At 68.2% G+C, this 13,875-nt stretch carries 15 protein-coding genes and 1 pseudogene; 11 read left to right on the plus strand and 5 right to left on the minus strand.

Features of this window, described 5'->3' with window-relative positions; all coding sequences use genetic code 11:
- The first annotated feature begins 183 nt into the window (after nucleotides 1-183).
- The 9 genes from ftsH to ACIA12_RS26130 all read left to right on the plus strand — a co-directional run bounded on the left by ftsH (nucleotide 184) and on the right by ACIA12_RS26130 (nucleotide 7,482).
- On the plus strand, nucleotides 184-2,214 hold the full coding sequence (ftsH, locus tag ACIA12_RS26090; RefSeq protein ID WP_396369705.1) for an ATP-dependent zinc metalloprotease FtsH: 2,031 nt from the start codon (nucleotides 184-186) through the stop codon (nucleotides 2,212-2,214).
- A gap of 63 nt (nucleotides 2,215-2,277) precedes the next feature.
- Nucleotides 2,278-2,850: a GTP cyclohydrolase I FolE gene (folE, locus tag ACIA12_RS26095; RefSeq protein ID WP_396369706.1), complete on the plus strand. Its 573-nt coding sequence runs from the start codon at nucleotides 2,278-2,280 to the stop codon at nucleotides 2,848-2,850.
- Nucleotides 2,851-3,011: 161 nt separating this feature from the next.
- A complete protein-coding gene (locus tag ACIA12_RS26100) occupies nucleotides 3,012-4,154 on the plus strand; it encodes a S1 family peptidase (protein WP_396369707.1) in 1,143 nt (380 codons plus the stop codon).
- Between the two features lie 141 nt (nucleotides 4,155-4,295).
- Entirely contained in the window at nucleotides 4,296-5,093 is a 798-nt protein-coding gene (gene folP / locus ACIA12_RS26105; protein WP_396370424.1) for a dihydropteroate synthase, read from the plus strand.
- Nucleotides 5,090-5,551, plus strand: a complete 462-nt coding sequence (locus ACIA12_RS26110) for a nuclear transport factor 2 family protein (RefSeq protein ID WP_343975429.1) — start codon at nucleotides 5,090-5,092, stop codon at nucleotides 5,549-5,551. Before folP ends, ACIA12_RS26110 begins: the two co-directional genes overlap by 4 nt.
- Complete coding sequence (gene folB / locus ACIA12_RS26115; RefSeq protein WP_396369708.1) at nucleotides 5,548-5,952, plus strand: dihydroneopterin aldolase; 405 nt, start codon at nucleotides 5,548-5,550, stop codon at nucleotides 5,950-5,952. The genes ACIA12_RS26110 and folB overlap by 4 nt, the downstream gene beginning before the upstream one ends.
- The gene (folK, locus tag ACIA12_RS26120; RefSeq protein ID WP_396369709.1) at nucleotides 5,949-6,512 is read left to right on the plus strand and encodes a 2-amino-4-hydroxy-6-hydroxymethyldihydropteridine diphosphokinase; all 564 of its coding nucleotides are present in this window, start codon (nucleotides 5,949-5,951) and stop codon (nucleotides 6,510-6,512) included. Before folB ends, folK begins: the two co-directional genes overlap by 4 nt.
- Nucleotides 6,513-6,514: 2 nt before the next feature.
- On the plus strand, nucleotides 6,515-7,030 hold the full coding sequence (locus ACIA12_RS26125; protein WP_396369710.1) for a DUF3180 domain-containing protein: 516 nt from the start codon (nucleotides 6,515-6,517) through the stop codon (nucleotides 7,028-7,030).
- A gap of 11 nt (nucleotides 7,031-7,041) precedes the next feature.
- Entirely contained in the window at nucleotides 7,042-7,482 is a 441-nt protein-coding gene (locus ACIA12_RS26130; RefSeq protein ID WP_396369711.1) for a hypothetical protein, read from the plus strand.
- 80 nt (nucleotides 7,483-7,562) lie between these two features.
- Here the strand turns inward: ACIA12_RS26130 and ACIA12_RS26135 are convergent, their stop codons facing one another.
- The 3 genes from ACIA12_RS26135 to ACIA12_RS26145 all read right to left on the minus strand — a co-directional run bounded on the left by ACIA12_RS26135 (nucleotide 7,563) and on the right by ACIA12_RS26145 (nucleotide 10,514).
- Nucleotides 7,563-8,852: a type II toxin-antitoxin system HipA family toxin gene (locus ACIA12_RS26135; protein WP_396369712.1), complete on the minus strand. Its 1,290-nt coding sequence runs from the start codon at nucleotides 8,850-8,852 to the stop codon at nucleotides 7,563-7,565.
- Entirely contained in the window at nucleotides 8,845-9,180 is a 336-nt protein-coding gene (locus tag ACIA12_RS26140; protein WP_396369713.1) for a helix-turn-helix domain-containing protein, read from the minus strand. Before ACIA12_RS26140 ends, ACIA12_RS26135 begins: the two co-directional genes overlap by 8 nt.
- A 140-nt stretch (nucleotides 9,181-9,320) precedes the next feature.
- Nucleotides 9,321-10,514 (minus strand): NADH-quinone oxidoreductase subunit D, encoded by a 1,194-nt coding sequence (locus ACIA12_RS26145; RefSeq protein WP_396369714.1) that lies wholly within the window; start codon nucleotides 10,512-10,514, stop codon nucleotides 9,321-9,323.
- A gap of 26 nt (nucleotides 10,515-10,540) precedes the next feature.
- Here ACIA12_RS26145 and ACIA12_RS26150 point away from each other — a divergent pair, with 26 nt between their 5' ends.
- Both ACIA12_RS26150 and ACIA12_RS26155 read left to right on the plus strand, forming a co-directional pair.
- On the plus strand, nucleotides 10,541-11,029 hold the full coding sequence (locus ACIA12_RS26150) for a PH domain-containing protein (protein WP_363813890.1): 489 nt from the start codon (nucleotides 10,541-10,543) through the stop codon (nucleotides 11,027-11,029).
- Nucleotides 11,026-12,453, plus strand: coding sequence for a PH domain-containing protein (locus ACIA12_RS26155; protein ID WP_396369715.1), 1,428 nt, complete (start codon nucleotides 11,026-11,028; stop codon nucleotides 12,451-12,453). The genes ACIA12_RS26150 and ACIA12_RS26155 overlap by 4 nt, the downstream gene beginning before the upstream one ends.
- Nucleotides 12,454-12,551: 98 nt before the next feature.
- Here ACIA12_RS26155 and ACIA12_RS26160 read toward each other — a convergent pair.
- Both ACIA12_RS26160 and ACIA12_RS26165 read right to left on the minus strand, forming a co-directional pair.
- Nucleotides 12,552-13,277 (minus strand): annotated as a pseudogene (locus tag ACIA12_RS26160) (SAM-dependent methyltransferase); the annotation flags it as partial.
- Complete coding sequence (locus tag ACIA12_RS26165; RefSeq protein WP_396369716.1) at nucleotides 13,274-13,852, minus strand: 2'-5' RNA ligase family protein; 579 nt, start codon at nucleotides 13,850-13,852, stop codon at nucleotides 13,274-13,276. The pseudogene ACIA12_RS26160 and the gene ACIA12_RS26165, both read right to left, overlap by 4 nt.
- Nucleotides 13,853-13,875: the final 23 nt, after the last annotated feature.

Below are 13,875 nucleotides of genomic sequence, written 5' to 3' on the forward strand. Positions count from 1 at the left end.
CTGACCCGTCAAGGACCTGAGACGGGGACTTGGTGACAGGCTGTAGACAGGGTCGTACCGTCGTTCGGTGACCCTCGTGGTGGGCACGCTTGCCCGACACGAGACACTTGAGCTGGTATTACCGTCACAAGCCCGTTATCCCGGGCCTGCTGAGCTAGGAGGGACGGGGCGCCTGCCCTGATCATGGACGTGAAGCGCATCTTCCGCGGACCCCTGTTCTGGATCGTCATCGCCTTCTTGGGCGTGCTGGTGATCGGACAGCTCCTGACCGGCTCGACCGGGTACAAGACCGAGCCCACGGGTCAGGTCGTGCAACTGATCACGCAGGCCACGTCGTCGGCCGACAAGTCGATCAAGACGGTCACCTTGATCGACCCGGATCAGGAGATCCGGATCGAGAAGACCGACGGCACCAAGGTCCGGGCGCACTGGGTGGACGGCCAGGGCAACGCCCTCGGCGGCGACCTCCAGAAGCTGTTCCAGGACGGCAAGATCGAGAAGTACGACGTGGAGAACCCGAAGCCGAGCTTCATCGGCCAGGTGTTCTCGACGCTGATCCCGTTCCTGCTGATCGCGGTCGTCTTCATCTTCTTGATGAACTCGATGCAGGGTGGCGGCTCGCGGGTGATGAGTTTCGCCAAGTCGAAGGCCAAGCTGATCACCAAGGACACCCCGAAGACGACCTTCGCGGACGTGGCCGGGTGTGACGAGGCGATCGAGGAGCTCGGCGAGATCAAGGAGTTCCTGCAGGAGCCCGGGAAGTTCCAGGCCGTGGGAGCCAAGATCCCGAAGGGCGTCCTGCTCTACGGCCAGCCGGGTACCGGCAAGACCCTGCTCGCCCGCGCGGTCGCCGGTGAGGCCGGCGTGCCGTTCTACTCGATCTCCGGTTCGGACTTCGTCGAGATGTTCGTCGGTGTCGGCGCCTCCCGGGTCCGCGACCTGTTCGAGACCGCCAAGACCAACGCGCCGGCGATCGTGTTCATCGACGAGATCGACGCCGTCGGCCGGCACCGTGGCGCGGGCCTCGGTGGCGGGCACGACGAGCGCGAGCAGACGCTGAACCAGCTGCTGGTCGAGATGGACGGCTTCGACGTCCGCGGCGGCGTGATCCTGATCGCCGCGACGAACCGGCCGGACGTGCTCGACCCTGCGCTGCTGCGGCCGGGCCGCTTCGACCGCCAGATCGCCGTGGACGCGCCGGACCTGCCGGGTCGCGAGAAGATCCTGAAGGTGCACGCCCGCGGCAAGCCGATGTCGGACAACGCCGACCTGCGCGCGGTCGCCCGCCGTACGCCGGGCTTCACCGGCGCCGACCTGGCCAACGTGCTGAACGAGGCCGCGCTGCTGACGGCTCGACTGAACAAGCAGCAGATCGACAAGAACGCGCTCGACGAGGCGATCGACCGCGTGATCGCCGGACCGCAGCGCCGGACCCGGTTGATGTCCGACAAGGAGAAGGTGCTGACGGCGTACCACGAGGGCGGACACGCTCTGGTGGCTGCAGCGCTGCCGCACTCCGACCCGGTGCACAAGGTGACGATCCTGCCGCGCGGTCGCGCGCTCGGGTACACGATGGTGCTGCCGGACGAGGACAAGTACTCGACCACCCGGTCGGAGATGCTCGACAAGCTGGCCTACATGCTCGGCGGCCGGGCCGCCGAGGAGATGGTCTTCCACGACCCGACCACGGGTGCGAGCAACGACATCGAGAAGGCGACCGCGCTCGCCCGCGCGATGGTCACGCAGTACGGCATGACCGAGCGGCTGGGCGCGATCAAGTTCGGCCAGGACTCCGGCGAGCCGTTCCTGGGCCGCGATCTGGGCAGCCAGCGCAACTACTCCGAGGAGATCGCCGCGGCGGTCGACGAGGAGGTCGGCAAGCTGATCCTGAACGCTCACCAGGAAGCCTTCGACATCCTGGTCGAGAACCGGGCGGTGCTCGACGCGCTGGTCGAGGAGCTGCTCGAGAAGGAGACCCTGGACAAGGGCGAGATCGCCCGGGTGTTCGCGCCGATCCAGAAGCGTGAGCTGCGGCCGGCCTGGACCGGGTCCTCGACCCGGGTCCCGTCCGAGCAGCCGCCGGTGATGCCGCTGCCGCGGCCCGAGCAGAACGGTTCCCTCCAGGACGTCATCCCTGGTGGTTCGATCGGACCGGACGAGGCGGCCAAGGGCCCGGACTACGGCGGCGGCCCGACTCCGCCCGTCGGAGGGTAGTACTCAGCCAAGGCCATGCCCCGGGATCCCAGCGGATCCCGGGGCATCGCTTATGTTGGCGAAATGACATCGCCGACCTTCGATCACGCGCGTGCCGAGGCTGCCGTCCGGGAGTTGCTGATAGCGATCGGCGAGGACCCGGACCGCGAAGGACTGAAAGACACCCCGGCCCGGGTCGCGCGCTCCTACGCGGAGATCACCGCCGGGCTCGGCCAGACGGCCGAGGACGTGCTGAGGACGACCTTCGACCTCGGCCACGACGAGCTGATCCTGGTCAAGGACATCGAGGTCTGGTCGGTCTGCGAGCACCATCTGGTGCCGTTCACCGGGGTGGCCCACGTCGGCTACATCCCCGGTACGGACGGGCGGATCACCGGGCTGTCGAAGCTCGCCCGGCTGGTCGACGTCTTCGCCAAGCGGCCGCAGGTGCAGGAGCGGCTGACCACCCAGGTCGCCGAGTCGCTGGTGGAGATCCTCCGGCCGCGGGGCGTGATCGTGGTGATCGAGTGCGAGCACCTGTGCATGACGATGCGCGGCGTCCGCAAACCCGGCGCCAAGACGATCACCTCGGCGGTCCGCGGCCAGCTCCGCAACCCGGTAACCCGCGCCGAGGCGATGAGCTTGATCGTCGGCTGACTCCCTGCCTGGGCAGGAAGTTTCCGGTACTCCGTAGCCTCGGCGCCCGGAGGCTCGTTGAACTTCCGAAGCCGTTACACATGGACATTCCGTGTCCGAACGCCTACGGTCCGTAGTGGCGTTCTGACTCGGGTGCAGGGCGCCGGCGTGAGGAGGATTGGATGTCAGGGCGTTTTCAGGTCGGCGCCGCACTCACCGGGATCGTCGTGCTGACGGCTGCCGGACTGATCGCGGCGAACGGCGCCCAGGCTGACGAGCACCGTGCCCCCGTGGGAGCCGCCAAGCTCCCCACAGCGGACCAGCGCGTGCTCGAGGTCCAGGACCAGGCGCAGGCGCTCGACAGCAAGCTCGGCTCGCGCGCGATCGGCAGCTACGTCGACGACACGGGGACCCTGGTGGTCGCGGTGTCGGACCTGGCGACGGCGGCGCTCGTCCGGCAGGCCGGGGCCGTTCCGCGGCTCGTCCGCTACACGGCCGAGCAGCTGTTCGGAGTACAGGCTCAGCTCGATCACCTCGCGACCAGGTCGACGGCGGGCCGGGTCAAGTCCTGGTACGTCGATCCGATCAGCGGCACCGTCGTCGTCTCCGTGCCCGAGGGTGTCCGGGACCCGATCACCAAGCGGTTCCTGCGCAAGGCGCAAGCCAACGGCGGCAAGGTCACCGTGCGCCGCACGCCCGGCGTCGTCACCACCACGGACGAGCAGTTCGGGCTGCTGGGCGGCTATCAGGTCGACAAGAACACCGGCTACACGTGCTCATTGGGCTTCAACGCCACTACGAGCGACGGCGCCCGGATCTTCGTCACGGCTGGGCACTGCACGGCCGGCAGGCCGTCCTTCTCCCGCAACGGCTACATCATCGGCAACACCCGCAGCTCCAGCTTCCCCGGCAACGACTTCGGCACGGTCAGCGTGATCGAGGGCTGGGACCAGCAGGGCCGGGTCGAGCGATGGGGCGCGACCGACGTGCAGGTCCGCGGCACCGCCGACGCGATGGTCGGGTCGGACCTGTGCAAGTCCGGCAAGAGCACCGGCTGGACCTGCGGCAAGATCGTCGCCCGGAACGTGACCGTGAACTACGGCAACAACAAAGTCGTCCGCGGACTGATCGAGCACACCGCGTGCGTCGAGGCCGGTGACTCCGGTGGCGCCAACATGACCGGTGACTACGCGCAGGGAATCACCAGCGGCGCCGCCTTGATCAGCGGGCAGTGCCTCGACAAGCACGGACAGCAGAACGAGTCCTACGCACAACCGATCGGTGAGGCGCTGTCCGCTAGCGGCGCCTCGCTGGTGCTGGGTTAGCGGCCCCGGGCGGGAGCCCGGAGCCGATGGGGGCCTGGTACCTAGGTGGGGCGGTTCGAGCAGGACCACTACGGTGGTCGGGTGCGAACTGCCCCACCGAATCATGTTGAAGGCCTGCCCAGACCGGATCGCTGTCTGGTGATGGGCGTCGTCAACGTGACCCCGGACTCGTTCTCCGACGGCGGCGAGTGGTTCGAGCCGTCGGCCGCGATCAAGCACGGCCGGGAGCTGATGGCCGAGGGTGCCGACCTGCTCGACGTCGGCGGTGAGTCGACCCGGCCAGGCGCCGAGCGGCCGGCGCCGGCCGAGGAGATCCGCCGGGTGCTGCCCGTGATCGAGACGCTGGCGGCCGAGGGCGCGTTGATCTCGATCGACACGATGCGGGCCGACGTGGCTGCTTTGGCGCTCGACGCCGGCGCGGTGATGGTCAATGACGTGTCCGGCGGGCTGGCCGACCCGGAGATGCTCGGGCTGGTGGCGGAGCGTAGTACGCCGTACGTGTGTATGCATTGGCGTGGGCACTCTGCACAGATGCAGGAGCGGGCGCAGTACCAGGACGTGGTGGCCGAGGTGGTCGCCGAGCTGGCCGGGCGGCTGGAGGCGATCAGCGCGGCTGGAGTGGACTTGAACCGGGTCGCGGTCGACCCGGGGATCGGGTTCGCGAAGAACGCGGATCACAACTGGGAGGTACTGCGGCGGCTGCGCGAGTTCGGCGTACTGGAAAGGCCGTTGCTGATCGGTGCCTCGCGCAAGGCGTTCCTGGGTAGGCTGCTCGCCGACGAGGAGACCGGCGAGCCTAGACCGGCCGTACGACGAGACGACGCGAGCGCGGCCGTCTCCGCCCTCGCCGCCGCGGCCGGAGCCTGGTGTGTCCGGGCTCACGCGGTGGCGCCGAGTGCGGATGCGGTGCGGGTGGCGCGCCGGTGGGGAGCGGTATGAGCGAAGAGCCGGACGGTACGCGCCGAGGGACCGCGACCGCGGAGTCCGTGGTGCTGAACGCGAACACGGCGTTCTACAACGCGTTCGAGGCGGGCGACCTGGACCTGATGGCCGCGGTCTGGCTGCCGGAACCCGATCCGGTCTGCATCCATCCGGGCAACGCGGCGATCTACGGGTACCCGGAGATGATGCGGGCCTGGGCGATGATCTTCGCCAACACCCCGTACATCCAGTTCTTCCTGACCGACGTGCAGGTAAGAGTGGATGAAGACGTGGCCTACGTCACGTGTACGGAGAATGTCCTGTCGTCCGGTGAAGGGGCGCCGGAGGAGGGTTTCGCCGGTGGCAAGGCACTGGCCACCAACGTCTTCCGCAAGACGACTTCCGGCTGGCGGTTGTGGATCCACCACGCCTCCCCGGTACTGTCGTCTGGGGGTCGACAAGAGGAGGCAGAGTGAGCGGTCCCGCGCTGCCCCTTGAGGTGCGGCCGCCGGACGTGATCGAGATCCGTGGCATCCGTGGATTCGGCCGGCACGGGGTGTTCGAGCACGAGCGGGCCGACGGGCAGGAATTCGTCGTGGACGTCCGGCTGGAGCTGGACACCCGGCCCGCGGCGGCGTCCGACCGGCTCGCCGACACCGTGAACTACGGTCTGGTGGCCGAGCAGGTGCACGCGGCCATCGAGAGCGACCCGGTCGACCTGATTGAGACCCTGGCCCAACGGATCGCGGACCTGTGCCTCGCCGACCGGCGGGTGACCGGTACCGCGGTGACCATCCACAAACCCTCGGCGCCGATCACGGTGCCGTTCGACGACGTTGTCCTGACCGTGCAGCGCAGAGCCGGAGAATCCTCGTGACTGAGACCCCTAGCCCCTACGTGATCGACGCGGACACCCTGAGCGGTGGCCTCAAGCCGATCCGGCAGGTGATCCTGTCGCTCGGCAGCAATCTCGGTGACCGGGAAACCAACCTGCAGGGCGGCGTCGACGCACTGCGGGACACCCCCGACGTGACCGTCTTCAAGGTCTCGCCGGTGTACGAGACCCAGCCGATCGGTCCGGAGGAGTCCGGCCCGTACCTGAACATCGTGCTGCTGGCCGACACGACCCTGTCGGTCGACACGCTGCTGGACCGCGCGCACGCCGTCGAGCAGGCGTTCGGCCGGGAGTACGAGGCACCTGGTGCGCCCCGGACGCTCGATGTCGACCTGATCACCTTCGGCAAGAAGACGATCGAGTCCGAGGAAGTGACCGTGCCGCACCCGCGTGCGCACGAACGCGCCTTCGTGCTCGCGCCCTGGCTGGACATCGAGCCCGACGCGGTCCTGCCCGGGGTAGGCCCGGTGGCCGAGCTGCTCGCCAAGGTGGGCAGCGACGGGGTGAAGAAGCTCGACGACCTCACCATCGAGCTGCAGTAGTGGTGTCAGGCGGTCCCGGTCCGGACCGGGCGCCGGGGGCCGGCCACGAGCCGCCACCCGGTACGGTCCGGCCGACCTCACGGCGGCTGCTGGTCGCGATCGTCGTCCTCGGGGCGGCGATCGGCTGGACCCTGGTCAAGGCGATCGAGTCCGGTGGTGGCGTCGCGCCGATGATCTCCTGGCTGACGCTGGTCGCCTGGAGCTTCCTGGCCGCGCTGCTGTTCGTCGCGGCCCGGAACACCCATCAGCGGATCCAGGTCCGGCGAGAACGGGTCGAGCCGTCGCGGGCGGTCTTCCTGCTGCTGATCGGGAAAGCCAGCGCGTTCGTCGGCGCGTTGTGCAGCGGTGTTTACGCAGGGTTCGCGTTATCCTTCCTGGGCGCGGTCAGCTCCTCGGGCCCGCGCAACCGTGTGATCACGGCCGGCGCCGCGGCGGTGATCTCTGTGCTGGTCGTCACGGCCGGATTGATGCTCGAACGCGCGTGTCGGATCCCCGATGACCCGGACGAGACCCCCTAACATGTCGGTCCATGGGGTCAAGGGGTAGCCGCCGTCGTACCAGGGCCACGGTTCTCGTGGTCGCCAACGTGCTGCTCGTGATGATCTGCATCGGCGTCAGCGTCTCCCTGTTCTCCCAGAACCAGTGGATCCTGCGAGTCGCCGCCGTGGCCGCTGTGGCGGTCGCGATCGGCGCCTCCGTCCTGACCCGCCACCAGCTCCTGATCGAACGCCTCGCCCACAGCGACGAGCGTGCCCACGTGGCCCAGGAGTACTCCCGCATCACCAGCGCCCGCGTCGTCGAGAACGCCGAGTTCGTCGACCTGATGCAGCGCCGCCTCGACACCATCGACCAGCGCCTCGACAAGATCGACGAAGAGGTCGCCACCGTCGTAGCCGCCGGCGACAAACACTCCCACGCCGACGCCCCCACAGTCGTCGACCTCAAGCTGCGGGGCTTGGCAGCTTCCTGACCCCCACCTGTCGCTGACCGGCCGGAGTTGAGCTTTCGTCGGCGGCAGCCGCGGAGTACCGGCCGGAGTTGAGCTGGATGTCAGCCGAGCCCGCGGGCGATCTTGGCTTGCTCGTGCTCGAAGGCTGGAGCCATCTGATCGATCTGCCTCTTGGTCTGCCCGAGTTGAGCAGCGATCTCGGACCAGCGTGCCGTCGCAGCCGCGACTTCTGAGAGTGCGGTGACAGCGGCTGCCCGATCCAGCCGGAAGATCTCCGCCACCTCGAGGGTGAGCTCGATACTCGCCTCGGTGTCGGACTCGTTGATCGCCGTCGAAAGGAACTTCGCGCCGGGCGCCGGGTCGGGGTTCAGGTCGAAGGCCGGCGACAACGTCCACGAGTTGCTGGCCCTGCGCAGAAAGCCGTGGTTTCTCAGGTGGTCGTCAAGGTTGGAGACGAGAACCGAGAAGGCGATGCGTTTCCAGAGCTGACGAAGTTCTTCACTCGCCGCCGCCGAGTGCTCCTCGATGACGGCACCGATGTCCAGATAGCTACCCGTGTCACCGTCTCTCGCCTCCAGCATCGTCATCGCGCTCACGTAGCCGATCCGGCGAGCAGCCGTTCGGTCGAACCGCTCGATCACGTGCACATCGCGCCCGGCGATCTTCAGAAGCGCCGAATTCGGTACGGCGATGCCCGCCGCACGGGCAAGGTCGAAGGCCACCTTCTCCCAGGCCATCACGTTCCAGTCGTCAGATCTGCTCGGGAACTTGGCGATGGCGATCTTGCCGTCCTCGGTGCGGACGTGCGCCTTGGGTCGAGCACCACCGATCGAACTGCCGGCCCGAAGGAGTTTGCGCAGCCCGGACAGATCGGTTTCGTCGTCTTCGGTCTGTTCTGCCAGATCGAGTAGCTCAGGCAGATCTGCGAGAGCCGGTACGCCGTCGACGTCGTCGGCGATGAATTCATCGGTGCCAGGAAGGGCAAACCTGATCGCGCCCTGCCTGAGGTCGTCGCGAACACCTAGGAGGTAGCTGAACTCGCTCAAGGTGCGCGGTGCCGACCTCGCCTCGATCGCACGACGGCGCTCGGCCTTGGTGATCAGCACCTTCCCCCAGCGATCCGGGGAGCTGTCGGCGAACGAGTGGAACATGTTGACGCCGAGCGCGGTGTGCTGTGCGCCGGCGACCTTGGGCAGAGCCGGCTCGAGTGCGTAGGCGCGTGGATCGGCGAGGTAGCCCGCGTCGTAGAGGAATGTCGCCGACTCCGCACCGCGGCCGTAGTGAGAGTTCAGCTGACCGGCTCGCAGATCCTCTCCGTCGATCTGGACGTACACGTCGACCTTGGACGGCAACGGCGCTCCGGTGGCAGCAATGATGCCGGACCTAGCCATCGGAATCCTCCGCCGAGATCTGGGCTGGTCGTACTCGGCGCGGCAGCTCCTCGTCGGCCCTCAGCCGGCCAACGTCGGTCGAGTACGGGTCGACGGCGGCGACCAGCACATCCATCACGCCGAGCGCGCGCGCGATGCGGAGCGTGCTTTCGAGACTTACGCCGTCTCCGGACTCGAGCCGTTGCACAGTTCCCCGTGAGATCCCGGCACGATCCGCGACCTGTTCGGCCGTCAGGCCCTGGAGCCTTCGCCACGTGACGAAGTGGCTGCCGATGGTGCCCAGTGCCTTGGCGACTGGGCGGGGCAGCGGCTTAGCTTGCTCAGCCATCTCCCGATCCGTTCATTGTGATCCATTTTTGGATCCTTAACCCATTTAGTGATCTAAAAATAGATCATTAAGGTCGATGGGTCTACTCCGCGTGAATGGTTCGCCGTGCCTGGCCGGCGAGTTGGAGCGTGCGCGGGCGGCTATTTGTCGATGTCGCCGACTACGAAGAACATGCTGCCGAGGATGGCGATCATGTCGGCGACGATGGTGTCGGGGAGCATTTCGGGGAGGACCGAGATGTTGTTGAAGCTGGCGGAGCGGAGTTTGAGGCGCCAGGGGGTTTTGTCGCCTCGGGAGACCAAGTAGTAGCCGTTGATGCCCAACGGGTTCTCGGTCCAGGTGTAGGTCTGGCCTTCGGGGACCTTGAGGATCTTGGGGAGGCGGACGTTGACGGGGCCGGCGGGGAGGCTGCGGAGGCGGTCGAGGCAGGCGTCGACCAGGTCGAGGGAGACCTTCACCTGTTCCAGCAGGACGGAGAAGCGGGAGAAGCAGTCGCCGTCGGTGCGGGTGACCACGCGGAGTACGCCGTCGCGGGCGAGCTCCTCATAGGCCAGGTACGGCTCGTCGCGGCGCAGGTCGGCGTCGACTCCCGAGGCGCGGGCGATCGGGCCGGACACCCCGTACGCCGCGATCAGCTCAGGTGAGAGCCGGCCGACGCCGACCGTCCGGGCCCGGAAGATCTCGTTGCCCAGGACAAGGTTCTCGATGTCGGGCAGCCGGCGCCGTACTGCGGAAGACGCCGCCCCCGCCCGATCCAGCCAGCCGTAGGGCAGGTCCTCCTTCAGACCGCCGACCCGGTTGAACATGTAGTGCATCCGGCCGCCGGACAGCTCCTCCATCACCGCCTGGATCGTCTCGCGCTCGCGGAACGCGTAGAAGACCGGCGTGATCGCGCCCAGCTCGAGCGGGTACGAGCCGAGGAACATCAGGTGGTTGAGGATCCGGTTGAGCTCGGTCAGCAGGGTCCGCAGCCAGACCGCGCGGACCGGGACCTCCAGCCCCATCATCCGCTCGACCGCGAGCACCACGCCGAGCTCGTTGGAGAACGCCGACAGCCAGTCGTGCCGGTTCGCCAGCACGATGATCTGCCGGTAGTCGCGCACCTCGAACAGCTTCTCCGCACCCCGGTGCATGTACCCGACGATCGGCTCGCAGCCGACGATCCGCTCACCGTCCAGGGTCAGCCGCAACCGCAGTACGCCGTGGGTCGCTGGATGCTGCGGCCCGATGTTGAGCACCATGTCGGTGGTCGGCAGCTCGGACCCCGGATCGGTCCCGCCACGCTCGAAGGCAGCGGCACCGGCCCCGATTCCCACCACGCGTTCCGTACTCATGACCCCTATCGTGACAGGCTTAGAGGGTGGACGACCTCTTTGCTCCTTCGGATGTCAGCTGGACGCCGGTCTCGCCCAAGCTAGCGGCGGTACGCCGGGTCAGCGCGGCAGTCATGTTCGGCGTACTGGCCGTCGCCGGGCTCCTGTTGCTCGGGATGCTGCTGGACTGGCTGTACGGCGTACTGGCGGTAGTGCTCGTCGTGCTCGGCTACCTGTGGGCCTGGGTGCTGATCGGGCGCAACCAGCGGTCCTGGAAGTACGCCGAGCGCGAGGACGAGCTGCTCGTCAGCCACGGGATCATGTTCCGCCAGCTGGTCGTGGTGCCGTACGGGCGGATGCAGTTCGTGGATGTCGCGGCCGGTCCGCTGGAGCGTTCGTTCGGGATCGCCACGGTCGAGCTGCACACGGCCACGCCGGCCACTGATGCGAAGATCCCCGGACTGCATCCGGACGAGGCGAGCCGGTTGCGTGACCGGCTGTCCGCGCTCGGCCAAGCGCAGGCGTGGGGCCTGTGACCGAGCCGTCGCCGCCCGCGTCTCAGGAGCTGGCCCAGCCGCATGAAGAGGTCATGGGTGCGCGGCTGCATCCGCTGACGCCATTCGTGAAGGGCTGGGGGTACTTCGTCATCGCGGCGTTCGCGATGGCCAACAACGAGGGCCTGCGGACCAACCTGAAGATCGCCGGCATCGGCCTGGCCGGGGTGCTGGTCGGCGGCATCCTGCTCGGCGCGCTGTCGTGGTGGTTCACCAAGTGGCAGCTCACCGGCGACGCGATCCGGGTCGACAGCGGCTTCCTGTTCCGGCGGACCCGGATCATCCGGTTCGACCGGATCCAGACCATCGACGTCGCGCAGCCGTTCGTCGCCCGGCTGTTCGGGATGGCCGAGCTGCGGATGGATGTAGCCGGCGGCGGCAAGAACGACGGCCGGCTGAGCTACTTCTCGTACGACGAAGCGCAGAAGCTCCGTGCGACTCTGCTGGTCAGGGCCAAGGGCGAGCACGCCATCCAGCACCACCCGGCTGATGAGGTCGAGCCCGAGCCGCTACTGGTCGTCCCCACCGGACGTCTGCTCGGCGCCACCCTGCTGTCGTCGACGGTGCTCGCCAGCGCCGGTGGTCTGGTCGTACTGATCGTGTCGGTCACCGTGCTGGATGCCCATGCCGGGCTGTTCGCCGGTCTGCCGCTGCTGCTCGGTGTGGTGCAGCCGATCTGGAAGCAGGTCGTCGGCAACCACGGCTTCACCCTGTCGGAGACGCATGAGGGCCTGCGTACCAAGCGCGGGCTCTTCGACGTACAGCGGCAGACCGTGCCGCCGGGGCGCGTGCAGGGCCTGCTGATCACCGAGCCGTTGATCTGGCGGCTGCTCGGCTGGTCCCGGGTCGATCTGGACATCGCTGGGGTCGCCGGCTCCAAGGGGGATGGCGAGGACGAGAACGAGGGCGCGCAGCTGCTGCCGGTCGGTCCGCATGGGGAAGTGATCGGGGTGCTCGCGCAGGTACTGCCCGGCTTCAACCTGTTCGCGGTCCCGATGCACCAGGCGCCGTCGCGAGCGAAGTGGCTGCGGCCGGTCGGCTGGCGGTACCTGGCCTACGGCTTCGACGAGCAGGTACTGGTGACCACCAGGGGCTGGGTAAGCCGCCGTACGTCGATCGTGCTCCACCACAAGACTCAATCGGTCCGCCTCCACCAGGGACCGCTCCAGCGGCGTCTACGTCTCGCCAACGTCCACGTGGACACACCTGAGGGGCCGACGGACGCCATTGCCCTCCACCGGGACCAGGAGGAGGCTGCGGCGCTAGTACAGGCTCAGGCGATCAGGGCCCGCGAAGCACGCCGTGCTGCGGACTCGGTGCCCGCCCATACCCAACCGAACGAGCCGAGGCCGGATGGGTTCAACAACTCGGCTGCCTCTCCGGCGGACGACAGCTCGGCCAGGTAGCGGAGGGGGTCGGTGTGGGCGAGCTGCTGGCTAGGGCGCTTGGCTGAGAGGCCGAGCGCTTGCAGTGCCTCGCGCTGGGTCGTCAGCTCGCCGCCGACCGCGGCAGCCAGGGAGTCGAGCGCTACGTGCGCGGTGATGTCGCAGGAGCCGTCGAGGACGACCTCGCACTCGCGGCCGCCGCGAAAGGCAGTCAGCGTCCCGTACGGCGGTCGCCCGGGCGGACTGTCGTGCGGCGGCAGCCCGGCCGCGAAGGTGTTCTCCGGCTGCTGGATGTGGCCGTAGTCGATCGCTAGGGCGACGCCTTCGTCCAGCCGGCTCACCACGTCCGCCCAGGCCGCGTCCCGAGCCAGCCCGATCTCGGCCCGGGCGCCCACCTCGGCTGTCCCGTTCACTCCACCGGCGCCGAGCGGCCACCACCTCTCCAGCCAGGCCAGGTCGTTGCCTTCGACAACATCACCCAGTGTCTGATCGGCCAGCAGGTAGCGCGCCACGCCGGTCTCATCCAGTTCGGCGACCTCGCAGGGGACGTTGTCCAGCCACTCGTTCGCGATCACGAGTCCGGTCAGCCGGGCGGGCAACTGGTCGTCCAGTTCCACGTCGACAACCTCCAGCCCGGCGGCTCGTAGTACGCGGCCTAGTTCGCCTTCGCCTGCACCGATGTCGATCACCTGCTTGGCGCCGATCTGTTCGGCCAACCGGGCTATTGCCTGGCCGAAGAGGGGTGAGGCGTGCACCGAGGTGCGGAAGTGCGCGGCGGGCCGTTCACGGCGGTAGAAGCCGGTGGGACCGTAGAGGGCCGCCTGCCAGGCCTCGCGGAACCTCACAGCGCAGGGTCCCCGCCAAGTGCGACTGAGCCGGTGAGCTGCCAGACGCCGTCGTCGCCCTCGCGCCAGATGGTCAGGTCGTCGAGGCGGATCGGCGGGATCTCCTCGGCCGCCAGGGCCGCCTGGGCCTCGGCGACCAGGCCGGGGCCGCCCCGGTCGGACGAAGAGATCGTCAAGTGGGGATGTGGGTCGGGGAACTGTCCGCCGTACGGCGGGCACTCGGGGAAGGCCGCCAGTACGGTCGCCACCAGGTCGCGTACCTGGTCGAACGGTTCGGGCCGCAGCCAGGTCGTGCCGTTCGGGAACTGACCAGCAGTCGGGAAGCACAGGTCGAACGGCTCGATGTCGACTACTGCGTCCTGCAGCCGCTGTACGTCCTCAGGAGACGGGTCCTGCAGCCAGGGCACGAGCACTGTCACGTGCGGCGGGACCAGCTCGGTGAGGGCGGCCGTGGGGCGCGCCGAGGAGAAGGAGACCGAGCGCCACCGATCGGTGAACTCGGTCAGCTCGGGTACCGCGATCAGGATCGCAGTCAGCCCTGTCTGCGGCGCCCAGGGGTCAGGTAGTCCACTCACCGCCACATCGTCCCACTTGTGAC

This window comes from Kribbella sp. NPDC051620, assembly GCF_044453825.1.
Taxonomy (GTDB): domain Bacteria; phylum Actinomycetota; class Actinomycetes; order Propionibacteriales; family Kribbellaceae; genus Kribbella.